Raw genomic sequence first — 23,363 nt, 5'->3', positions numbered from 1 at the left:
CATTTTTAGATGTATTTTTGCCAAAAATTTGGGTTTGGCACGTATTGTGGCGTTGGATTATGGGAAAGTAAGAACAGGCATTGCTGTTACAGATGAACTTCAATTGATAGCCTCTGGTCTAACCACGGTCAACACTGACCAATTGTTGCCCTACCTTGAGAAGTATGTTGGGGACGAATCTGTGGAAAAGTTTATTGTTGGACTTCCTAAAAAGATGGACAATACTCCATCAGAATCAGAACAGTTGATCGAAGGTTTTTTGGTAAAACTCAGCAAAAGAATCCCCCAAATTCCGGTGGAACGACAAGATGAGCGTTTTACCTCAAAAATTGCTTTTGAGTCCATGCTGGAATCCGGTTTGAAAAAGAAAAAAAGACGAAATAAGGCCCTTGTGGATGAAATTAGCGCTACGCTCATCTTACAAGCCTACTTAGAAAGAAAATAAAAATATGATTTTACCCATAGTAGCCTACGGGGAACCCGTTTTACGTAAGGTCGCGAAGGAAATAGATTCAAGTTACCCCAAACTTAAAGAGCTTATCACAAACATGTGGGAGACCATGTACAATGCCCATGGGGTTGGTCTGGCCGCTCCTCAGGTGGGTTTGCCGATTCGTTTGTTTCTGGTTGATACCACTCCCTTTTCAGATGATGAGGATTTAAGTCCAGAGGAGCAAGAAGCATTGAACGGCTTCAAAAAAGTGTTTATCAATGCCAAAATTGAGAATGAAATAGGTGAGGAGTGGGATTTTAATGAAGGGTGCCTTAGTATTCCTGATATTCGGGAAGATGTGAAGCGAAAACCGGAAATCACAATTACCTACTTTAATCAGAACTTTGAAAAGCGCACCGAGACCTATAATGGACTTTTGGCAAGGGTCATTCAGCATGAATACGACCACATCGAAGGCATTCTTTTTACGGATAAACTCTCATCCCTGAAGAAAAGGCTTTTAAAAAGTAGACTGGACAAGATTTCCAAAGGAAAGATTAACGTTGACTACAAAATGAAATTCCCCAATATCAAAAAGGGACGTTAAAAAAAATATTGTTTGGGATAAAAGTCTAATTTTGCCCGCAAAAATAATTAAATGGCTCTTGACAAGATTTTATCTATCGCCGGTAAACCTGGACTTTATAAACTTTTGACCCAAACCCGAACAGGTTTTGTCGGGGAATCGCTTTTGGATGGAAAACGAGTTACGGTCGGCCTTAGAAACAATGTGAGTGTTCTTTCAGAGATTGCCATTTATACTCTGGAAGAAGAAGTTCCCTTAAAGGAAGTTTTTCAGAAAATCAAAGAGAAGGAAAACGGTAGCAAAACATCCGTTAACCACAAGGCGGAAAAAATACAGCTGGAAGAGTATTTCTTTGAGGTGTTGCCCAATTACGACGAGGATAGAGTTTATGCCAGCGACATAAAGAAAATCATCCAGTGGTATAATCTGCTTTTGGACAATAAGATCACCGATTTTTCGGATGCCGATGGCGATGCGGAATCGGATTCTTCCGAAGAGGAATAAAAACTATTTCCAATCAATCAAAGGGGAAGGGTAGTAGCTTACATTCATCTGCTCAAAAAAGATGGCCTGCTGCGCCAATCGTATTTTAAAATCTTCCCAATCACAATTTTCAGAACTTGACCACCCCAACTCGGCATAGGCCAATGTCCTGGGAAAGGCCAAATATTCTAGTTCAGCACTGTTGCTTATGGTTTCAGACCATAAGGGTGCTTCAACGCCCAGAATATTTTCTTTGGATAGACCCTCAATATAAGTCTCAGGGTCCCAGTTGTAGGCCACATCCAAAGGAATATGACCAGCCCAATCCAATCCGTACTTTGATAGGGAATCATACTTCATGTCCAAGTATGCCTTTTTAGCTGGAGATAAAATTATCTTATTCCCATTTTCAGCCGCTTTTAGAGCGTTGGATTCTGTTCTCCAATGTTGGGCAATGGCTTCGGAGCTTATATCGCCATCCACAATTTCATCCCACCCCACCATGATTTTACCGTGTTTTTGCACAATGCCTTCTACCTTATTTACAAAATACTTGTAATCCGATTTTTTTGTTGAATGGCTTTCATCCCCGCCTATATGAAAATAGGGTCCAGGGGACAGCTCAGCTATTTCCTTTACTACCTCATCTATGAATTGATAGACGGTATCTTTTCTGGTATCAAAGGAACTGAAGCCCACTCGTGTCCCATGATAGGGTTTTATAGGTTTTCCGGTTCCATCCAAAAAAGGATAACTAACCGAAGCTGCATTGGTGTGACCTGGCATATCGATTTCAGGAATAATTGTAACAAAACGTTCCGCGGCATACTGAATAATGTCTTGGTAGTCTCCTTGTGTGTAATACCCTCCGGTACCACCGCCAACTTCGGTTTTGGCACCAATTTGGGTGAGCTTAGGCCATGATTTGATTTCCAATCTCCAACCTTGATCATCAGAAAGATGTAAATGCAAGGCGTTGAATTTGTAGTAAGCCAAAAGGTCGATGTACTTTTTGACCTCTTCCACTGAAAAGAAGTGGCGGGCCACATCCAACATGGCTCCTCGATATTCAAATTTGGGACTATCAATGACTTTGCCGGTAGGCACAACCCATAAGGGGTAGTCGGTCAAAGTATCATTGCTCATCTCCGGAACAAGTTGTAGAAGAGTTTGAATGCCCCTAAATGCCCCTGAGGCATTTTTGGTATTGATAAGAATTGAATCCTCCTTGATATAAAGTTGATAGGACTCTGGTACTTTTAGGTTGACACTATCAGATTTATAAATGTAAATCAAATTGTGAGGAGATTGGTCGGTATCCGCATTGACAGGTATCACCAAGCCTGTTTTATCTTTTATCTTATGGGAAAGAAAATGTCCAACAGCAACAAGTTGGGTGTCCTTTTCCGAAACATAGATCATGGTGTTTTTTTCCAAACCAAAACCACTATGCGTGGCTATGGTCTTCACAGGTTTGGGAATTAAGGCTTCTGAAGCAAGGTCGGTATGGGGATATTGAATTTGAATCTTGGGCTCTTTACAGGCTGCAAAAACCAAAATCAACCCAAAAATAAGTGCTATTTTCAATAATAACTTCATTTCGCTTCCGTGGGTATATAGTCTTTAATGGTAATATACCACAACTCATATCCTTTTGGATTCATGTGGAGGCCATCTTCAATGAAAAGGTCTTTTTTTAACCTTCTTTTGTTCAACATGATATGCCATACATCAATAAAGGAAACCTCTTCGCGTTCCTCTGCAATTTTGCTCAGCTTCCTATTCAATCTTCGATATCTTCCTCTATAATGCCATCTTGATATGCTGGGTTTGGCTGAAATAAGAGCAATCTCCATTTGAGGTCGGGCTTTTTGAAGCTTGTTCAAAATCGAATTGAAGGTTTCGATAATGGCTTTGGGTCGTTTTTTGGCAAAAATGTCGTTATCTCCTTCATAAATAAAAACCTTGACCGGGTTGTAGTCCAGAATCAACTCATCCAGAAAATTGACAAGGTCCGAACTCTGTGAACCTCCAAAGCCGGTGTTCAACACTTGCTGCTCGGGAAACCGTTCTTGTAAATCCTCCCATAGCCGAATACTGGAGCTTCCTGTAAAAACAATGGTCTCTTTTGAAGCATCCCAAAGAGTATCCATCTTTTTTTGAATGTCCTTAACCTCTTCCTCAAAGGCAAGTTTTTTTTGGGCGGTACTCGATGAAATACAAAGTACAACAACAAGGCAAGCAAGTTTGAAACCGCGCCACATACTATTAATCGATTTTGAAGTGCCCGGTTAAACCTTCTTGGGAACTGGTTCCAATCATAACTTCAAACGAGCCGGGTTCCACCACGAAATCATAGTTGTGGTCATAGAATCCCAGTTCGGCATCGGTAAGCACAAATTCAACTTTCTTGGACTCTCCTGCGGCAAGGCTGATCTTTTCAAAACCTTTTAGCTCTTTTATAGGCCGAACAACGCTGGCCACCTTGTCCCGAATGTATAATTGAACAACTTCTTCTCCACTTACGCCCCCTGAATTTTTAACGTTAGCGCTTACCTTCACATTTTTGGAATCGGAGGAGTCAATTTCTAGATCCGAATACTCGAATTGGGTATAACTTAATCCATGCCCGAAGGGAAAGAGGGGGTCATTTACCTCATCTACATAGTGGGACCAAAAAACATTGGGCTCCGGATCAGGCCGACCTGTGCTAAAACGATTGTAATAAATGGGAATTTGCCCTATGCTCCTAGGAAAAGTCATCGGCAATTTTCCACTGGGATTATAATCCCCGAACACCACCTTTGCAATCGCATTTCCAGCTTGGGTACCCAATTGCCAAGTTTCAAGAATGGTAGGGATGTTTTCGGTTTCCCAAGTAATGGTCATGGGCCGCCCGTTCATCAATATGAGTACCACATTTTGGTTCACTTCGTAGACTGCTTTGAGCAAATCTAATTGCAGTCCTGGCAAATCAAGGTGCGTTCTGCTACGAGCCTCGCCGCTTTGAAATCCATGTTCACCCAACACCATGAGTACAACATCGGAATCTTTGGCTAAGGCAACGGCCTCATCCATTCCAGAAGTATCTGTGGAATTTACCTGAACCTCATGCAAAAAACTGGCATCGTCATTGAAAATTTTGGGCCCTCGGGCATAAGACACCTCATCGGTGTACGATTTAAGTCCTTCTAAAAATGACACCCCGGAATTGTTGTCAGATGCCAAACGCCAACTACCTAACGGACTATTTTTATCATTGGCAAGTTCACCTATTACGGCAATTTTCTTTTGATCTTTTGCCAATGGGAGCAAATTTCCTTCGTTCTTGAGCAACACAATGGACTTCATGGCCATATCCAAAACCCCTGCATGGTGGTCATCATGGTATAATCTTTCCTGTTCCCTTTCAGGGTTGCAGTATCGGTAGGGATCATCAAAAAGTCCAAGTTCAAACTTCACCCGAAGAATTCGTCTTACAGCATCGTCCACCAACTTTTCATCTACTTTTCCATTTTTCACGTTTTGAGCCAAATGACGAACGTAAGCGGAAGATTCCATGTCCATATCAGAACCCGCCTTTGTACCTAGCTCCGCAGCATGGCTTAAATTTTCTGCAAATCCATGAGGTACCATTTCTGCAATGGAGGCCCAGTCGGAAATAACAAAACCATTAAAGCCCCATTTTCCTTTTAAAATATCGCGCTGAAGAAAGCTATTGCCAGTTACAGGAATGCCATTGAGCAGGTTAAACCCGTTCATCACTGTCTTCACATCAGCGTCTATGGCCGCCTTGAATGGCGGTAGGACTGAATTAAACAGGGTGCTTGTACCAATATCGGCCGTGTTGTAGTCTCTTCCCGCCTCTGCAAAGCCATATCCGGCAAAGTGCTTGGCGCATGCTGCGATGGTATTGGGTTTTGATAAATCATCCCCTTGGAAACCCTTTATACGGGCTTTGGCAATTTTGGAACCTAAATAGGTGTCCTCACCACCGCCTTCCATCACTCGGCCCCAGCGAGGCTCTCTGGAAATGTCTATCATCGGGGCAAAAGTCCAGTTAAGGCCTACGGCAGAGGCCTCATCAGCAGCAATTCGAGCAGACTTCTCTATAGCTTCCATATCCCAACTGGCGGCTTCAGCCAGAGGGATAGGTGCCAAGGTCTTATACCCGTGGATTACATCATAGCCAAAAATCAAGGGAATGCCCAAGCGTGATTCCTCAACAACAATTTGCTGAAGTTTTCGAATTTCTTCCGTTCCCACGACATTGAGCATGGAACCCACCCACCCTTTTTTTAAATGGTCATATTTCATTGCGGCATTACCTCCTTCCGGAACGGGACCTGTTGCGTCCCAAAAACCATTGTACTGGTTCATTTGTCCGACCTTTTCTTCAAGGGTCATTTGTTCCAATAAGGAATCTATTTTTTCTTCGGTGGTTTTTTCTTGAGCCATAATTGGGTTATTGAAGTGTGCAAAATAAAAGGAAATTATGACAATAAAGCTGGTGATACGTGTCATTTGATGCAATGTGTTGAAAACTGGTTGATAGTCTTCTAAAATAACCCAAAAATCAATCCTGCCCTAATTTTTGGTCTTTGTACTTTTAGACAAACTTTTGCGATGAGTACCCGTGACGAACAACTGAAAGCTTTTGACCGGCTTTTGACGATTATGGATGAACTTCGGGAACAATGTCCCTGGGACCGTAAGCAAACTATGGAGTCCTTGCGACATTTGACCATTGAAGAGACTTATGAATTGGGAGATGCCATTTTGGAAAAGGATTTGAATGAAGTCAAAAAGGAACTGGGAGATCTCTTGTTACATATTGTTTTTTATGCCAAAATTGGTTCCGAAACAAATGATTTTGATATCGCCGATGTAGCTAACGACATCTGTGGGAAATTGATTAACCGCCACCCCCACATTTATGGAGATGTAAAGGTCAATGACGAAGAGGAAGTGAAACAAAATTGGGAAAACATCAAACTTAAAGAAGGCAAAAAAAGTGTGCTGCAAGGGGTGCCAAATAGCCTTCCCGCCTTAGTAAAAGCGAATCGAATCCAGGAAAAAGTTGCAGGTGTTGGATTTGATTGGGAACAACCCCAACAGGTATTCGAAAAAGTGCAAGAGGAACTATCAGAGTTGCAAGAAGAAGTACTTCGAAATGATAGTGATAGGTTGGAGGCAGAATATGGCGATGTTCTTTTTTCGATGGTGAATTATGCAAGATTTTTGCACATAAATCCAGAAAATGCACTCGAGCGCACGAATAAAAAGTTCATAAAACGGTTCCAATATCTTGAGAGTAAAGCGAAGGAGGCGGGTAAATCCCTTAAGGAAATGACCTTGGCAGAAATGGACGTTTTTTGGGAAGAAGCCAAAAGCCTGTAGCTTTTTTTCTGTTCATTTTATTTCATAAATCCTCATCTTTTCGTCGAGCATTGAAGGGGAATCCAGTTATCTTTACGCCCGGTTAAAAACCTAGCCTTGTTTCAACAATACACCAAAGAATTCAAATATAATTTGCGATTGGCCTATCCCGTCATTTTGGGAATGCTCGGGCATACATTCGTAGCTTTTGCTGACAATATCATGGTGGGCCAATTGGGTACCGCAGAGCTTGCGGCAGTTTCCTTGGGAAACAGTTTCATTTTCATTGCGATGTCTTTGGGAATTGGGTTTTCCACAGCAATCACTCCTTTGGTCGCTGAAGCGGATGGGGCAGGTAATCAGGCCGGTGGGAAAAGTGCTCTTAAACACGGTTTGGTGCTTTGTACCATTTTGGGGTTGTCTTTGTTTGGAATCATACTGTTGTGCAAGCCGCTCCTCCATATGATGCAACAACCTGAGGAAGTGGTGGAACTGGCCATTCCATATCTTGATTTGGTAGCCTTTTCCTTGGTCCCATTGATTATTTTTCAAGCTTTTAAACAGTTTTCTGAGGGCCTTTCACAAACGAAATACCCCATGTATGCTACGATTTTGGCCAATGTGATCAATGTAGTCATCAACTATCTATTGATTTTTGGAGCTTTCGGATTTCCCAAATTGGGCATTGTTGGGGCCGCGATTGGCACCTTGGCCTCGCGCTTTATAATGGTGGGCTATATTTGGTTTTTGCTCGGGCGTAAGGAGAAATTCCAACCCTATGTCACGGGGTTTAACTTTAGAGTCATCGAGAAAAAGGTGATGCGGAAAATTATCAGTTTGGGATTTCCCTCGGCCCTCCAAATGTTTTTTGAAGTCGCCATTTTCACTGCGGCCATTTGGTTGAGTGGGGTTTTGGGAAAGAATGCCCAGGCCGCCAATCAAATCGCCCTGAATCTTAGTAGCATGACCTTTATGGTGGGAATGGGACTTAGTGTGGCGGCCATGGTTCGCGTAGGGAACCAAAAAGGATTGCAAAACTTTAAGGAGTTGAAACGTATTGCCGAATCCATTTTTTTCTTGACCCTTTTGTTGGAAATCGTTTTTGCTGCGCTCTTTTTATTGGGTCGTCACTGGTTGCCTACGATTTATTTAGATGTTGACGACCTAAGCAATCAGATGGACAATACCGAGGTGATTGCAATTGCGGCAAAACTACTCTTGATTGCAGCCTTCTTTCAAATATCTGATGGCATTCAAGTAGTGGTATTGGGAGCACTCCGCGGACTTCAAGATGTCCGAATTCCCACTTTTATCACCTTTATTGCCTACTGGCTCATCGGTTTCCCTATTTCCTACTATATGGGGCTGCACACTGAATGGAAGAGTTCCGGTATATGGTTGGGTCTCCTTTTGGGCCTAACAGCTTCTGCTGTAATGTTGTATATTCGATTCAATTTTCTAACCAAAAAGCTTATCAAAAACTAATTGGATTTTCCATCCAATGACGTAAGACTTTATACTTTTTAAAATGGAAGTACCCAAGTTTCTTTTAGGTGATAATACAGACCACCCGAATTCAATTTTTATTGTGCACACCGAATATCCCCGTTTTATCATCAATTTGGAGAATGACGAAGTGGAGTGGTTGGAGGAGTTCTCAAAACAGGATGAAGAGGAACTCGCCAATGAAACTGAATCTTTAATAGAGGCCGCCACCGCTTTTTACGACAGGGAAGTTTCCAGATATCAAGAATAGTCATGCTTGAAGGAATAGTACAGTGGGATAAAGAGTTTTTCCTGTTTCTAAATGGACTTGGTTCTGAAACATGGGACGGATTTTGGCTTTTCATCACCAATAAATGGAGCGCTATTCCATTGTATATTGTTCTTCTTGGGGTTCTCTACCATTTTCTTGGGTGGAAAAGAACCCTTATTGTACTGGTTTTTATCGGTTTATTGATAACGGCCACGGACCAGTTGGGCAATTTTTTCAAATATGGTGTTCAACGACCCCGTCCTTGTCATGATTTGGATATTGGCGAGATGGTTCGATTGGTGAAAAAATCCTGTGGTGGAAAATTTGGATATTTTTCCGCCCATGCTTCCAACAGCATGGCTTTAGCTACTTTTTTTAGTGTGCTTCTGAAATCTAAAATCAAATGGATTGCTACACCTCTGACCCTGTGGGCCCTATTAGTAGCGTATAGCCGAATTTATATTGGGGTTCACTATCCTTTGGATGTGGTCACCGGTATTTTAATCGGACTGATTTTTGGCGGGCTGTTTGCCAACTTGTCTATATTTGCATTCCAAAAATTTGGAACATGATTTCATCGGCAAGGTACTGGTTCTTAATTACCCTCGTTATTATCGTTTACATTGCCGGGATGTTTGTCACCCTCTTTGAAAATGACTCGGCACAGTTCGCTGTGATGGCCATGCGAATGGTTCAGGAAAACGATTTCTTTACCTTGATAAAGGGCACGGAGGAGTATCTTGACAAGCCGCATATGCATTATTGGTTGGCGGCGCTTTCCTTTAAGTTTTTTGGAATCCATGACTGGGCTTATCGAATACCGGCAATTCTGGCGACCTTGTTGGGCGCATATAGCTGCTATGGGCTTGGTAGGCTGCTATACAATAATGATATAGGCCGTTTTTCGGCCTTGATTTTTATGACCGCGCAGACCATTGTATTGTCAAACATTGACGTACGTACAGATGCTGTTTTGACCGGATTCACCATTTTCTCTATTTGGCAGTTGGTACGATATGTTGAAACTGGAAAGCTAGTGGCAATTTTGCTAGGAGCTTTTGGTGCGGGAATGGCTTTTTGTACTAAAGGTCAGATCGCATTGGTGGTTATTGGTATTTCGGTACTCTGCCATTTAGCGTACACCCGAAAATGGAAAAGTTTGCTCAACTGGAAAGTGTTTCTGGCCCTTTTGGTATTTGCCATTACGATTGCCCCAATGCTATATGCCTACTATCTGCAATTTGACCTTCATCCTGAAAAGGTAATACGCGGAAAGGCCAACCGAAGTGGTATTTTCTTTATTTTTTGGGAACAGAGTTTCGAGCGCTTGAGCGGTCAGGGGGTTGGAAAGAACAGCAGCGACTATTTTTTCTTTTTTCATACGTTCCTTTGGGTGTTTCTGCCCTGGACGGTTTTGGCTTTGATTGCTTACTGGCGGAGGGTAAAGACTTTCATTAAACTGCGCTTTCAATATAAACCCCAATATGAATTTCTCACTTTGGGTGGTATTACCATTTTGTTTTTTGTTATCAGTTTTGCCCAGTTCAAACTGCCACACTACATGAACATTTTAATACCGTTGTATTCCATTTTGGCGGCTTCCTATCTACATAGTCTTTATCGGTATTCCAAGCATACCATCATCAAAGTACTGTTGGGCATTCAATACTTTGTATTGAGTGTGGTGTTCATTTTCGTTCTTTTGGTCTGTTTTCATGTCTTCAAGTTTGAGAAAATACATAGCTACTTCATTCTGATTTCTTTGTTGGCGGTAATCACGTATTTCTGCCTGAAACGAGAAGCCTATTATATGCGGATTATCACACTTTCTGTTTACAGCTCTTTACTGCTGAATGGTGTGATGAACACCCATTTTTATCCCTCATTGCTAAAATATCAGGCAGGCTCAACGATGGCACAGATTATACATGAAGAGAATATTCCCGTTGATGAAATCTATAAAGTATCCAAGAATTTTAGCTGGGCCCTGGATTTTTATAACAAAAAACCTGTTTCGATTCTTGGTCCCGAAGAATTGTATGAAAAACACAATATTTGGATTTACGCCAATGACGATGAGTTGGAGCGCTTGGCCAATTTGGGTTATCATTGGCATGATCAACATACCGTAGATCAATTTCGAATCACTAGACTTCAGGCCAGATTTTTAAATCCGCATACCCGGCAAAAAATCTTGAACAAGATGCATCTGGTACGTCTTGATTAGGAGTCCACAACTTCCAATTTGGGTTTCTCGAAGTGATAACGAATTCCGATAAAGGAGATTAGGGCGGTCATCAAAAAGAAAACAAAACTCACTCCTATTGCGGTATTGGCTTCCAATGCCAACCACTGGGCCCCATATAGGAAAGTAACCTCTCGGCTTCCAATCCCGCCAATGGTCAAGGGAATCACTGAAACAATGGAAGAAACCAAAAAGACCAAAAGATATTCTACATATGTCATATGCACATCCAAGGATAAGAGAATAAGGATTACACAAACCATTTGAGAAAATTGGACTAACGCTGAATACAAAAAGGAGTTCCAAAAGATGGGTAGGGCATAGAGGAAAAACCGTTTGTTCATCCACCAAAAAGCAGCTATACTCAAAGGAATGGCCACTGCAAAAATAGGTTTGTAGGGTGCAATGAAATCATTATTCAAAACCAGTGACAATATACAGGCATAAATGAACAATAGGAGAAGACCGCTCAAACGGTCTATCAACAAAACACCTACTACTTTTTTGGTGCCGGGCTTAAAGCTTTTTTGAATGATATAGCCCTTATACGCATCCCCACCAATGCCCCCTGGTAAGAATAAATTATAGAACATTCCCAGAAAATAGAGTTTCAAATTACTCCATGTGGTAAGTTTTGCCCCAATTTGATGAAAGTATAGATTCAGGCGGAAAGAAGCCATGACCTTTGAAAACAACACCAATAAAATTCCTCCGATTAGATAAAAGGGATTGCTCGTCTTTAGCGTCCGAACAACATCTTGAAAATTGATTTTGGTAAAAATGAAATAGATTAGAACTCCACTTACCACTATCTTTAAGATAGTTAGCAGTTGTTTACGCCGCCTTTCTTGCACCTATGGATATTTTTTTGACCCGGTATGGCCTCTTTTGTTGTGATTCATAATAGGTTCGAATCAACAGTTCCATTACAATACCTATAGTAAATAACTGAATGCCCCCTAAAATGAACATCATTCCAAAAATAAGAAGAGGTCGACTTCCGATATCCTCTCCAAATCCAAGCTTTACAATAAGCAGATAAATATTGATGAAAATCCCCAGAATAATCAACAAAACCCCGAAAATTCCGAATAGATGTATGGGGCGCTGAAAGTATTTGCGAATGAACAACAAGAGCATCATGTCGGCCACAACCTTGAACACGCGTTCCAAACCATATTTGGAAACCCCGGCATGGCGGGCATGATGTTTAACGGGAACTTGCTTTATTTGACCACCCTCCAAATAGGCCAAAAGGTTTATGAAACGGTGCATTTCTCCGTAGAGATTAAGGCCCTTGGCAATATCTTTTGTAAACACTTTAAGTGCACAACCGTTGTCCTTAATATCCAACTTGGTCACTCGTCTCACCAAAAAATTGGCAATTTTGGAGGGTATTTTTTTTACTAAGGAATCTTTTCTTTTTTGTCGAATTCCAGTGACCACGTCGTACTCATCACTAACCGCAAATTCCAACATATGAGGTATGTCGGAGGGGTCGTTCTGAAGATCTCCATCCATGGTGATAATAAACTCACCTTCCGCGTAATCAATCCCAGCGGCCAAGGCCAAACTCTGGCCATAATTTTTTTTCAATTCAATAAGATGGACCAACTCATCGTTCATTTCTTTGACCACCTTTCTGGTTTGGTCAGTCGAAAAATCATCTATATAAACGATTTGATATCGATACCCTTTGAGACTTTCATGTATTTTCTGGGTCAACAAGACAACATTGTCCTGTTCGTTGTATAAGGGAACTACAATGGAAAGAAGGGAATTGGTGACGACGCTCATCTACTTGAGAAATATTGGGTTCAAATTTAGGGCTTTTATTTAAGTTGTTCCTTGAGCCCATCCAGCAGTTTACGAGCGGCATGATAAGGGGATATTTTGTTTTCCTCAATCGCTTTGAGCATTTCCTCTTGGGCCTCAACGAAAGATTTTTTGGAATGGAAATAGACTTTTATTTGTTCGTCAACGGTCTGCAGAAACCAGTTTTTGTTCTGCAATTTTCGATTCCGCTCAAAATGCCCATTGGTTTTCATGGTCTTTGTGAAATCTTGTATTAACTCCCACAATGTATTAATACCGGTGTTTTCAACGGCCGAACAGCAGAATACTTTGGGAACCCAACCATTTTCCTTCGGAGGATATAGGTGTAAGGCCCTTGCAAACTCAGCTTGGGCCAGCTTTGCACGTTCCACATTGTTTCCATCGGCTTTATTTATAGCAATCCCGTCGGCCATTTCCATGATTCCCCTTTTAATGCCTTGAAGCTCATCCCCAGCTCCTGACAACTTCAAAAGCAAAAAGAAATCGACCATACTGTGCACAGCAATTTCACTTTGACCAACCCCTACGGTTTCAACCAGAATAACATCATACCCAGCTGCTTCACAAAGAATTATGCTTTCGCGGGTTTTCCGGGCGACCCCGCCAAGCGATTCTCCCGAGGGTGAGGGGCGTATGAATGCAAGGGGATCTTTCGAAAGTTCTTCCATGCGTGTTTTGTCGCCGAGAATGCTCCCTTTGCTCAACGCACTGGTAGGGTCTACCGCCAAAACGGCCACTTTTTTGCCCGATAGGGTCAAGGTTTTGCCAAAAACCTCTATAAAGGAACTTTTGCCCACACCAGGAACTCCTGTGATGCCAATTCGAATGCTGTTGGAGTTCAAGGCAAGGGATTTCACAATCAATTGCTCTGCCTGTTCAAGATGTTCGGGATTGGAACTTTCCACCAAGGTGATAGCCCGGGCCAAGGAGGCTTTATCCGATTGTCGTATTCCTTCAATCAAGCTGTCAACGGAAACCTCCTCCTTCCGTAACTTTCGTATTTTGGATATGTTTTGGTTTCGGGTTTTCTTTTGGTTTGCCACAAATGGGAATCATCAGGTTTGCTACGAAGGTAAAAAGTTTTCAGAAGAGATGCCCGCTAACCTAAATTGAGTCTTTCTGTTAAAAAAGAATCAAATAATGAAGGTTTTTGCAACGCGGTGGTTTTTCCATCGTCCTTATCTTAAACAACTCTAAAACACGATTACAACTGACCATGTTTCAAATTGAACTGGTAGAACAGTGCAAGGCAAATGACCGGAAAGCGCAGTTGCAGCTCTATGAGCAGTATTGCGATGGGATGTTCTGTGTGGCGATGCGATTTTTAAAGGATGTTGATGACGCTGAGGATGTGCTTCAAGAGTCTTTTATAAAAGCTTTTCAACGCATTGACCAGTTTAGGGGCGATGTGACGTTCGGAGCTTGGTTGAAACGCATTGTTGTTAATGGTAGTATTGATTTTTTAAAATCAAAACAACAGCGCACGGTGGAATTAAATGAAGGATATATGCGCGTGGCTGAAGATGAGGATTGGAGCTTTGATACGGGCATATCCATTGATGAGGTAAAAAATGCAATCGAACAATTACCGGACAAATACAGGTTTGTGGTACAGCTTTTTTTGGTTGAGGGCTATGACCACAGTGAAATTTCAGAAATATTGAAAATATCAGAAACAGCAAGCCGTACCCGATTACTGAGAGGTAAATCGAGATTGCGGGAAATGCTAAAAGGCAAAGCATATGGCACAAGATCTTAGAGAATTGTTCGCCAAAGAGCGAGAAGAAAAGAAGTACGTCATGAAAAAGGGACATGAAAAACGCTTCATGTCCAAACTAGAGGAAGGGCTACCAAAAAAGGAAAAAAGGAACAATTTCTTTCGTTGGTCCATTGCTGCTTCGATTGCAGTGGTTTTGGGCTTAGGGATATACTTCTATCCATTTCAATTGCAGCCCGATGAAACGGTTGTGCCCAAAGTGGTGGATAATGGAAACACAGATCAAAATATAAAGACGATTTCTCTGGGCGACCTATCACCCGAATTTAAAAGGATTGAAGATTATTATGTGGCCAACATCAATTTTGAGCTATCTGGATTGGAATTCAATCAGAAGGACAAAGTATTGGTGGATGGCTATATGGAACGTCTTGCCGAATTGGATGAAGAATACAGGCGCTTGAATACAGAGCTCAATGAATTGGGCCCCAATGACAATACCATAAGCGCTCTTATCGGCAATTTACAGTTGAGACTGCAATTATTGCAAAAATTAAAAACAAAGTTGAATCAATTAAAATCATCAAAAAATGAACAGAAATCAGCGAGTATTATTTAATCTAGGGCTGCTTGTGCTTTTCGCATTGCCGGTTATGGGGCAGGAAACTACGTCAAAGACCTATAAGGAAACCTTTAATGTGGCAAGCGATGCTGTCCTCAATATCAACACAAACCATGCAGATATCGAATTTGAGACTTGGGATAAAGATCAAGTGGAGATTACTGCAGTGGTCGAACTAGAGGAAGCCACCAAGGAGGAGGCAGAGCGTTTTTTTGAGGATGAAGCCGTGAAAATAATTGGAAATAGCAAGGAAATAGAGGTGAGTACCCCAAATAGAAGCTTCAATTTTGTGACCAGTGGGGATTTCGATTACGATTTTGATTTTGTCACTCCTGATATAACATTTGTTGAACCCTTGTTTGAGAGTTTGAACATTCCAGAATTGCCCGAGGTTATTGTACTGCCCGATTTACCTCCGATGCCTCCTATTCCACATATTGAATTTGATTATGATGCCTATAAAAAGGATGGTGACAAATACTTGAAGGAATGGAAGAAGGAATTTGATAAGAATTTTGATGATGAATATCAAGATCGGTTCAAGGAGTGGAGCAAAAGGATTGAGGAAAAAGCGAAGGTTCATGAAGAACGTAGGGAAGAGCTTCGTGAGAAACGAAGAGAGCTGCAAGAACAGCGCGAGGAGTTGCGTGAGAAAGCTAGGGAACAACGGGAGGAACAAAGAGCAAAAAGGGAAAAGATAAAAGAGCGGTACAGGTCGAGTAGGGGGTTTCGTATCCATGTAGGTGATGATGACGAACCCAATGTGTTTTACTTCTCTTCAGATGGGGAAGGCAAAAGGTACAAGGTCAAAAAACGCATCAAAATAAAGATGCCAAAGTCCGTAAAACTGAAGATGAATGTGAGGCATGGCGAAGTAAAATTGGCCGCCAATGTAAAGAATATCAACGCAAGCTTGTCCTACGCAAGCTTGCTTGCCTCAACCATAGATGGCCAGAGCACCAGTATTAGCGCTTCCTATTCTCCGGTTGAGGTACAACGTTGGAACTATGGAAAACTAAAAACAGATTATTCCGACAGGGTGAGACTGAAAGAAGTGAAAGAGCTTCGGTTAAATTCGGTATCGTCCAATGTAGTGATAGGTAAATTGGTGAATAAAGCCTTGGTCACCAATAATTTTGGGGAATTACAGATCAACTCCGTTGGTGATGATTTTACCAATATTGATATCTCCATTGAGAATGGCGAACTGGATTTTGTTTTGCCCACGGTTCCTTTTACCATCTATGTAAATGAAACCATTTCAGATTTTAGCTATCCTGAAATTTTGTCCGTTGGCTCCTCCAAGAACCGGGAATCCAACATTTACAACGGGTATCATATCAAGAATATGAAAGGAAAGACCATCAATATCAACTCGAAATATAGCGAAGTGGTATTAAAGGAATAGAACTACTTGAGCACTAAGGTCCCAAAGATATCCGCATTGATCCATCCCTGATTCTTATCTTCCCCCGGCACGAAAACAGAGCCTATAAAATTTTCCCTCTCCTTACTTCCATCATTATCACAATAGGCCAAGGCGAACCCCACTTTTTTGTTATTGGATAGTTTTTCCGGAGAATTCTTTTCACCATCCACAAAATCATCGGAAAAGAGTTTTATGGCTATTTCCCAAGTAGAGACATTTCCCTCTGTGACTTTTTTTGAAGTAATATGGTCATTGTACAATCGAGGTTGTTCATCTGGGGCCAAATCCACCACATTTCCGTCCATTGCGATGTGATAAGCAAAGGCGTTATGCGAAAACTGGTGTTGACCTCCAGAATTGTCTTCATCTATGAAAACTTCAACACAATCGTCATCCCACCAAAGTTTCAGGGGGTCATCGTATTGATCGAAAAGAACGTCGTCGGTTACCTCCACCAAAAGATAGAGCGCCTCTTCATCCCAGCTCAATTTGTACCTTCCATTAAAATCACTGGTGCTATAGGCTTCTCCTAGCCACAGTTGATCCAAGGCAAGCCATTCGCTATTTCCCCAACAGGCGTCCATGGCAGTACCATCAATTAAAGGACTTTTTGGGGCTTTGTTGACTTCAATTACTTGATGGTCTTCTTTTTGGGCTGATTTGCAACTCAAAACCAAGAGCAAAAGAGCCATGTAAACAGATGTTCGCATGGCTCTAAGATAGGTATTTTAAAAAACAGGCTGTATCCCGTTAGTGGGAATCTTCTTTCAAATAGGATTGAAAGTTTGCTTTGAAACGATTTAACCGGGGGATGGAAACATTGCGGATGTATGAGTTATTCGGATTCCGACGTTCATAATCTTGGTGATATTCCTCGGCCTTATAGAATTTTTCGAATTCTGCGATTTGAGTCACAATTGGACGATCATAAAGATTTTTTGATTCCAATAGTTCAACATAATCCGTGATGATTTTTTGTTCCTTTTCATTTTTATAAAAAGCTACGGAACGATATTGGGCCCCACGATCAGGTCCTTGACGATTGAGGGATGTGGGGTCATGCGAACCGAAGAATACCTGTACCAGCTGGGTGAAGGTAATTACCTCTGGATTATAATATACTTCAATGGCTTCGGCATGCCCGGTTCGCCCATAGGCTACCTCTTCATAGGTGGGATTTTCTTCCTTTCCTCCGGAATATCCAGAATATACTTCTTTCACCCCCTTTACACTCTCAAAAATGGCCTCTACGCACCAAAAACAACCGCTGGCGAAGTATGCTGTTTCGTATTCTTGTAGCTGGGTCGCGGTAAAAGCGACTTTCTCAATACTTTTTTCTTCAGCTAAATCGGATTTGCTTGTGGTATTCTTAGGTTGACAACTCAGAGAAACAAAAAATAGAAGGGCAATACTGGGAATTCTTAATATATTCATTTTGGTTTTTTTCCTTAGTAGGCCTAAGTTACCAACTATTACGGTAGGGCTTGTTAAAAATTGTTAATCAGAATGGACCGATCATGAATTTCGAGAAGTATTTAAGACACTATAATGAGGGGGCTATTAAAGTTCTTGATTCTGAAATTCCACTTTCCGACTACATCACAATTGATTTGTCGGTGACCAATGACGATTTGGACCATATTGATTTAACATCTCCTGATGAATGCCAAGCTTACGTGGAAAAAGTACTGGGGAATAACAAACAGGTAGCCTATGGCGGGTATCTTGAGAAGAGAGGGCTTTATGCCAAAGCGGCGCGGTTTAGGGCCAAAGGGGAGCGCGATATTCACTTGGGCATGGATTTCTGGTGCAAAGCTGGTACAAAAGTGGTTGTCCCCATCGATGGGCAAGTTCATAGTTTTGCCAACAACAGCGATTTTGGCAATTACGGGCCAACCATTATTTTGAAACATAAATGGCAGGCTAAGTCTTTTTACACGCTTTATGGCCATTTGTCCATAGAATCTTTGAAAGACTTGCAGGAGGGCAGGCAATTTGAAAAGGGTACGGTATTGGGCACTTTGGGCACACCAGACATCAACGTGAACTATGCCCCTCATCTACATTTTCAAATTGTATTGGATATTGAAGATCATTATGGGGATTATCCCGGGGTTTGTTCCCAAAATGATTTGGATTTCTTCAAAAAGAACTGCCCAAACCCCAATCTTTTATTAAAGGTTATTTCTTGAATGATCGATGAAATGCACCTCTGATCGGCAGCTTGATTTTGACCCCGAAATCGTTTATCGGAGATAAAATACACTTCAACCTAAAAAAATTCCAACACCGATAAAAAAGTGATTTTAGGCGAGTTAAATCCGCCTCAGGCTTCATGCGAAGGTAATTTTATCATGTAAAAAGAACCCAAGTCATGAAAGCAATTTTAACCCTTATCGCAGTAGTTTTCTTCGGAACTTTCGCAATGGCACAAAACCCTGCCGAAGAAATCAAGGTAGAAACCATTAGTATGGAGGTTACTTTGGACATTGAGGTAAAGGAAACTTTCAAAATGGACAAAGAGGTTGCTAGACTTTACAAGTTCAAAAATTCCAGAATCAAAAAGGAATTGGCTTTCAGAACCAAAAGAAATCGTTCCAAGCTTGCTTAATCAACAAATACTATGATATACTTTATCCTTCTTTTTACGAGCATTTTACTTTTTTTGGGCTTTTCTAAATATAACCCAACCAAAAACCAAACTAGATTTCAGACCAAGAAGGTACGTTCTTCTGAAACCTTCAATCCAACTAAGTTCCCGTACAAAAGCTAATTATTTGTTGCCGGGCTGTGTAATTTGGTAGTTGAGTTTTTCCTTTTCTTTCAACACCATCGATTTTACATCATTTAGTAGGGCTTTGGCATCGTAAACGATTCCATCTTTAATGGTGTATTTCACACCACCCACACGTACCACTTCATTATCGTCGGTAAGACGTATGGCACCAGTTCCATATAAAACCTTAAGATTTTTAAGTGGATTTTCGTCAATTACTACAAAGTCGGCCAGCTTACCAATTTCAACAGTTCCAATTTGATTCGCCATTCCCAGGGCTTCGGCACCGTTGAGGGTTGCAGAACGAATAATTTCCAAAGGATGAAAGCCTGCTTCACGCAACAATTCCATCTCCCGGACATAGGCAAAGCCGTAAAGCTGGAAAATAAAGCCAGAATCTGAGCCTGTGGTCACTCTTCCCCCCCGGTTCTTGTATTCATTGACGAAGGTCATCCAAAGCTGATAGTTCTTTCGCCACGCTACTTCTTGCTCGGTTCCCCAATCGTGCCAATATGACCCATGTGAAATTTTACTGGGCTGATAAAAATCCCAAAGTGAGGGTAAGGTATAGTCTTCATGCCATTCGGCCCTTCTTGCCCTATGGAGATCGCGACTGGCTTCATAAATATTGAAGGTGGGATCAAGGGTAAAGTCAAGACTGATCAATTCATCCATAACCTTGTTCCAATGGTCGGAATAGGGTTTTGCAGCCTGTACCCACAATTTACCGGCTTCCTCAAACCGGTGTTGTTCGTTCTGGTAATTGTAATCCAGCGGATAGTCTTGAACGGTTCTGTCGTCAAATAGAGCTTCAGGAAGGCCATACCAATGTTCCATACTGGTCAATCCCGCCCTTGCGGAATGCAGTACATTCCATCGGGCCACATCCATTTGGGCATGGTGACAAGCTGATCGGAGGCCCAGTTTTTTATTTTCATCCAAGGCCGCCGCCATAATCTCTGGTGGTGCACCAAAAAATTTTATGCCATCGGCCCCTCTTTCCGCATTGGCCCGTACCCATTTGCGAGCTTGCTCCGGGGTACTGATGGGGATATCGTTTAAAGGATTAAAATCTTTCGTTTTTTGCCCGAATCCGGTGTAGGCAAATATTCTTGGGGCTACAATTTCGTTTTTGGAGCTTTTCCGTTTCAAATCAAGAGTCCAATCAATACTGCGACCACTCGGTTCGCGTACCGTGGTGATTCCATGGGCCATCCACAGTTTAAAAACATAATCGTAATCTGCTCCTTGGGATACACCACCAATGTGTCCGTGCATATCAACAAAACCGGGCAACAAATACATCCCTGTGCAGTCCAGTTCTTTCCCGTCTGCTTTGAGTTGGGGACGCTTGGCAGGGTCGATCTTTACTCCTGGGTATCCAACGACTTTGATATCCACAATTTTGTTGTTTTCGACAACAATATCCACGGGACCCCTTGGGGGAGCACCATTGCCGTTGATAAGGGTAACCCCACGAATGATCAGTTGAGGAAATGGCCCTTCGCTTAGGTCGTTTTGAGCAAAGGTCAGCGTGCATTGCAAAAGAATAAGAAAGGAGAGAAATCTTTTCATAATTGTTTTATTCTGGAATTCGGATTTTATCACCCAAGAACAGGGCATTTAGAAATAAGCGATTGGTACCGTACCAAGATCCTCTAAAATTGGGATTATCCGCAAACAATATCACGCGACCACCTCCTAATTTGCTTACTACCAAAGAGGCAGATGGTTTTAAGTTTTCCTCCATGTTCTTCTTTGTAATAAAACCATCAATATGGGGGTCTGAAGCATATTTGGCCACGGTGGCATAGGCATTTTTACTGGGTGCTAACCAGACCGAGTTGTTTTTGTAAACAGGAATTGAAGCATCGTGATATCCAAAGGCCAGGGGATGGGTAACATCCAAATCCACCTTAAAAATTGCTCCGCCCACACTTTCCTTTCCTAAATCTTCTGGAGCACCCACGTACGGTCTACGATTCACATTTTCTGTGGAATCCTTTTCGGCATCGGTTAGCTTTTCCTTGACCAATTTTTTGTCAATTGCCCATTTAGTGGCTGTGCCTATGGTCACCAATGTATTTCCTTTTTCTACCCAAGCTTTGATCTTGTTCTGTACTTTTTCAGAAAAGCTATACGACCCGGAAACCATGACCAAGGTATTGTACTTGTCCAAATCTGCTCTTCCAAAATTGCGAACAGGAATTTTAGTGATGGGCATGTGTACCCGAGTATCCAACAAATGCCATACCTCACCAGCTTCGTAGGAGCGAACGCCATTGCCAATGATCATGGCCGCCTTAGGCTTTGTTACAGGTCGAACATATCGGCTGCCCAGATCAATTCCCTTTACACTATATCCGGAAGAAACGGCATAAAAAGGGACTTTGAATTTCGCTTGGGTTTCCTGTACAATTTGAAATATGGCGTCACCCTCTTTTTTTTGCAGACTTACGGGAACAATCACTGCTCCATAATTGAATTGTTTCTCTCCAACGGATGTTTTCAGAAGGAAGGGTTTGAAGGAGGACGAAACTACCAATCCTTTGGATTGTAAATGATTCAAGGCAGCTACTGCATTGTAATCGTCGTAGTCCAAAATATAGGCATAGTTAGACTTTTGTACTGGCCCCGAAACTATAAGGCCATCTAAACTGGTGATTTTTTCGCCTAGATTCACTGCCGTCACTGGGCTGTATTTGATATTGTAGAAATTGGCCACAGACCATGCAGATGCATCATAGTAAACACTGTCCCTATACCTTTCATAGGTTTCAAACATGGTTTGAACCATACGATATTGGGGTTGACGTGTAGGCACAACAAACGCATTGTTGTTTTTGTACACATCAATTTTGTGCAGTAACAATTTATCTACAAACGCCTTGACTCTAGTGGCATCATGATCATCCTTAAACGTATATCCGCGAATGCGACTTTTTGATGCGTTGCTCAACGCACTTTTGAAGAAGTCTTGCTGATACTTTCGCAACATTCCTTTGTTTTCCACAGCAGCCTTGACCGTAGTAATGCTGCTTAAATATTGATTTCTTATGGTGAAGGGAAACGTGATTTCTCCAAAAGGAGTGGTTTGTTTATGCCCCCGAGAACTGGCCTGTTCAAAAAGCAATCCAAGGCCTCCTTGAAGATCTGGATAGGAAGAACCATAACCCGGGTAGGTACCATCGAACACCTCTTTGGTAAAGTAAAAGGAACCAATACTATCCAAAGCTTTTGAGAAATAATCTCCGAAGAGATTGTTCAAATCCTCATAATTTTCCTTTGGCATTATGGGGTCAAGTGATCCATTGTCTTTCATAGGCTCAAAAAAATAGGTGCTTTGCGTGCCCATTTCATGAAAATCGGTAACCACATTGGGGTACCATTGATGGTACCAGGTAAGTTTTCCGCGGCTTTCAGGGTGGATGCCCAAGAGCCAATCCCGGTTTAAATCGAACCAATAGTGATTTGTTCTTCCCCTGGGCCAGTACTCGTTGTGTTCGGCATCTTGTGGATCTCCGACCAACGGATTTCCTTGATACATATTGGCCCATTGGGTATGTCTGTCCCGGCCATCGGGATTGATGGTGGGGTCAATAAAAATCACGCCATCTTTCAAATAGCGTAGTATTTCAGGATTCTTGGAAGCCGTCAAAGTATAGGCTGTGAGCAGTGCCGCTTCAGAACTGGAAGGTTCATTTCCGTGGACATTGTACCCTAAGTTGATAAACGAAGGCAGTTCATCGTATGCTGTCGGGTTTTTGGTAGGGTCCACATATTCTAAGTGTTGATTTTTTAAGTTCTCCAGATTTTGTAGATTTTGGGGTGAGGTCACCGTTAAAATGACAAGCTTTCTACCTTCATGGGTGCGGCCATATTCGTAGATGGATGCTCTATCGGAAAGCTCCCCGAGTTTTGTTAGATAATTGACAATCAGATCATGTCGGGTGTGTCTTTCACCTATGCCATATCCAAGAAATTCTTCAGGGGAAGGAATGTTGGAATCAAAGGGGTGAAATTTTTTGAAGAAGTAATCCTGAGCGGAGATCGAAGTGCTTAGGAACAGCACTCCCAAGAGTAATTTTTTTAGCATTCTCT

General features: G+C 41.9%; 23 protein-coding genes. 13 read left to right on the top strand and 10 right to left on the bottom strand.

Annotated features, from left to right (window positions below):
* Positions 1–34: 34 nt before the first annotated feature.
* Genes ruvX through EW142_RS06185 form a run of 3 tightly spaced genes read left to right on the top strand, consistent with a single transcriptional unit; the run spans position 35 to position 1,523 of the window.
* Complete coding sequence (gene ruvX, locus EW142_RS06195) at positions 35–445, top strand: Holliday junction resolvase RuvX (RefSeq protein WP_130611174.1); 411 nt, start codon at positions 35–37, stop codon at positions 443–445.
* Positions 446–449: 4 nt separating this feature from the next.
* Positions 450–1,040 carry a peptide deformylase gene (gene def, locus EW142_RS06190; RefSeq protein ID WP_130611171.1) on the top strand — a complete coding sequence of 197 codons (591 nt, stop codon included), beginning with the start codon at positions 450–452 and terminating at the stop codon, positions 1,038–1,040.
* Positions 1,041–1,091: 51 nt separating this feature from the next.
* Positions 1,092–1,523 (top strand): DUF5606 family protein, encoded by a 432-nt coding sequence (locus EW142_RS06185; protein WP_130611168.1) that lies wholly within the window; start codon positions 1,092–1,094, stop codon positions 1,521–1,523.
* 3 nt (positions 1,524–1,526) lie between these two features.
* Here EW142_RS06185 and EW142_RS06180 read toward each other — a convergent pair whose 3' ends face one another.
* The 3 genes from EW142_RS06180 to bglX are packed head-to-tail and all read right to left on the bottom strand — an operon-like array spanning position 1,527 to position 5,960.
* Positions 1,527–3,101 carry a family 20 glycosylhydrolase gene (locus EW142_RS06180; protein ID WP_130611165.1) on the bottom strand — a complete coding sequence of 525 codons (1,575 nt, stop codon included), beginning with the start codon at positions 3,099–3,101 and terminating at the stop codon, positions 1,527–1,529.
* Complete coding sequence (locus EW142_RS06175) at positions 3,098–3,766, bottom strand: SGNH/GDSL hydrolase family protein (RefSeq protein WP_130611162.1); 669 nt, start codon at positions 3,764–3,766, stop codon at positions 3,098–3,100. The genes EW142_RS06180 and EW142_RS06175 overlap by 4 nt, the downstream gene beginning before the upstream one ends.
* Before the next feature lie 4 nt (positions 3,767–3,770).
* The gene (gene bglX / locus EW142_RS06170; RefSeq protein WP_240740168.1) at positions 3,771–5,960 is read right to left on the bottom strand and encodes a beta-glucosidase BglX; all 2,190 of its coding nucleotides are present in this window, start codon (positions 5,958–5,960) and stop codon (positions 3,771–3,773) included.
* Between the two features lie 168 nt (positions 5,961–6,128).
* Between bglX and mazG the strand changes: the two genes are divergently transcribed.
* The 5 genes from mazG to EW142_RS06145 all read left to right on the top strand — a co-directional run bounded on the left by mazG (position 6,129) and on the right by EW142_RS06145 (position 10,864).
* Positions 6,129–6,902, top strand: a complete 774-nt coding sequence (mazG, locus tag EW142_RS06165; protein WP_130611157.1) for a nucleoside triphosphate pyrophosphohydrolase — start codon at positions 6,129–6,131, stop codon at positions 6,900–6,902.
* A 96-nt stretch (positions 6,903–6,998) separates the two neighbouring features.
* On the top strand, positions 6,999–8,366 hold the full coding sequence (locus tag EW142_RS06160) for an MATE family efflux transporter (RefSeq protein WP_130611154.1): 1,368 nt from the start codon (positions 6,999–7,001) through the stop codon (positions 8,364–8,366).
* Between the two features lie 43 nt (positions 8,367–8,409).
* Positions 8,410–8,637, top strand: coding sequence for a hypothetical protein (locus EW142_RS06155; RefSeq protein WP_130611151.1), 228 nt, complete (start codon positions 8,410–8,412; stop codon positions 8,635–8,637).
* Between the two features lie 2 nt (positions 8,638–8,639).
* The gene (locus tag EW142_RS06150; RefSeq protein WP_130611148.1) at positions 8,640–9,209 is read left to right on the top strand and encodes a phosphatase PAP2 family protein; all 570 of its coding nucleotides are present in this window, start codon (positions 8,640–8,642) and stop codon (positions 9,207–9,209) included.
* The gene (locus EW142_RS06145; RefSeq protein WP_130611145.1) at positions 9,206–10,864 is read left to right on the top strand and encodes an ArnT family glycosyltransferase; all 1,659 of its coding nucleotides are present in this window, start codon (positions 9,206–9,208) and stop codon (positions 10,862–10,864) included. The genes EW142_RS06150 and EW142_RS06145 overlap by 4 nt, the downstream gene beginning before the upstream one ends.
* Here the strand turns inward: EW142_RS06145 and EW142_RS06140 are convergent.
* From EW142_RS06140 to meaB, 3 genes are read right to left on the bottom strand one after another with little or no spacing between them, the layout of a single operon-like run.
* Positions 10,861–11,736, bottom strand: coding sequence for a lysylphosphatidylglycerol synthase transmembrane domain-containing protein (locus tag EW142_RS06140; protein WP_130611142.1), 876 nt, complete (start codon positions 11,734–11,736; stop codon positions 10,861–10,863). The two genes, EW142_RS06145 and EW142_RS06140, sit on opposite strands and share 4 nt — an antisense overlap.
* Positions 11,717–12,679: a glycosyltransferase family 2 protein gene (locus EW142_RS06135; RefSeq protein WP_130611139.1), complete on the bottom strand. Its 963-nt coding sequence runs from the start codon at positions 12,677–12,679 to the stop codon at positions 11,717–11,719. The genes EW142_RS06140 and EW142_RS06135 overlap by 20 nt, the downstream gene beginning before the upstream one ends.
* 35 nt (positions 12,680–12,714) lie before the next feature.
* Positions 12,715–13,761: a methylmalonyl Co-A mutase-associated GTPase MeaB gene (meaB, locus tag EW142_RS06130; RefSeq protein ID WP_130611136.1), complete on the bottom strand. Its 1,047-nt coding sequence runs from the start codon at positions 13,759–13,761 to the stop codon at positions 12,715–12,717.
* A gap of 173 nt (positions 13,762–13,934) precedes the next feature.
* On the opposite strand from meaB, the gene EW142_RS06125 reads away from it, so the two are divergent.
* Genes EW142_RS06125 through EW142_RS06115 form a run of 3 tightly spaced genes read left to right on the top strand, consistent with a single transcriptional unit; the run spans position 13,935 to position 16,465 of the window.
* Complete coding sequence (locus tag EW142_RS06125; protein WP_130612514.1) at positions 13,935–14,477, top strand: RNA polymerase sigma factor; 543 nt, start codon at positions 13,935–13,937, stop codon at positions 14,475–14,477.
* Entirely contained in the window at positions 14,461–15,054 is a 594-nt protein-coding gene (locus tag EW142_RS06120) for a hypothetical protein (RefSeq protein WP_130611133.1), read from the top strand. Before EW142_RS06125 ends, EW142_RS06120 begins: the two co-directional genes overlap by 17 nt.
* The gene (locus EW142_RS06115; protein WP_130611130.1) at positions 15,026–16,465 is read left to right on the top strand and encodes a hypothetical protein; all 1,440 of its coding nucleotides are present in this window, start codon (positions 15,026–15,028) and stop codon (positions 16,463–16,465) included. The genes EW142_RS06120 and EW142_RS06115 overlap by 29 nt, the downstream gene beginning before the upstream one ends.
* 2 nt (positions 16,466–16,467) lie before the next feature.
* On the opposite strand, the gene EW142_RS06110 is transcribed toward EW142_RS06115, so the two are convergent.
* Together EW142_RS06110 and msrA are read right to left on the bottom strand one after the other, a co-directional pair.
* Positions 16,468–17,196 (bottom strand): CBM9 family sugar-binding protein, encoded by a 729-nt coding sequence (locus tag EW142_RS06110; protein ID WP_130611127.1) that lies wholly within the window; start codon positions 17,194–17,196, stop codon positions 16,468–16,470.
* A 40-nt stretch (positions 17,197–17,236) separates the two neighbouring features.
* Positions 17,237–17,920 carry a peptide-methionine (S)-S-oxide reductase MsrA gene (gene msrA, locus EW142_RS06105; protein WP_130611124.1) on the bottom strand — a complete coding sequence of 228 codons (684 nt, stop codon included), beginning with the start codon at positions 17,918–17,920 and terminating at the stop codon, positions 17,237–17,239.
* An 83-nt stretch (positions 17,921–18,003) separates the two neighbouring features.
* Here msrA and EW142_RS06100 point away from each other — a divergent pair, with 83 nt between their 5' ends.
* Positions 18,004–18,678: a peptidoglycan DD-metalloendopeptidase family protein gene (locus tag EW142_RS06100; protein WP_130611121.1), complete on the top strand. Its 675-nt coding sequence runs from the start codon at positions 18,004–18,006 to the stop codon at positions 18,676–18,678.
* A 182-nt stretch (positions 18,679–18,860) separates the two neighbouring features.
* Positions 18,861–19,097, top strand: a complete 237-nt coding sequence (locus tag EW142_RS06095) for a hypothetical protein (RefSeq protein WP_130611118.1) — start codon at positions 18,861–18,863, stop codon at positions 19,095–19,097.
* A gap of 162 nt (positions 19,098–19,259) precedes the next feature.
* Here the strand turns inward: EW142_RS06095 and EW142_RS06090 are convergent, their stop codons facing one another.
* Together EW142_RS06090 and EW142_RS06085 are read right to left on the bottom strand one after the other, a co-directional pair.
* A complete protein-coding gene (locus tag EW142_RS06090; RefSeq protein WP_130611115.1) occupies positions 19,260–20,837 on the bottom strand; it encodes an amidohydrolase family protein in 1,578 nt (525 codons plus the stop codon).
* Positions 20,838–20,844: 7 nt separating this feature from the next.
* Positions 20,845–23,358, bottom strand: coding sequence for a M14 metallopeptidase family protein (locus EW142_RS06085; protein ID WP_130611112.1), 2,514 nt, complete (start codon positions 23,356–23,358; stop codon positions 20,845–20,847).
* Positions 23,359–23,363: the final 5 nt, after the last annotated feature.

The sequence above is a fragment of the Flagellimonas allohymeniacidonis genome, from assembly GCF_004296335.1.
Lineage (GTDB): Bacteria > Bacteroidota > Bacteroidia > Flavobacteriales > Flavobacteriaceae > Flagellimonas > Flagellimonas allohymeniacidonis.
This window is presented reverse-complemented; position numbering and strand designations above follow the sequence as displayed.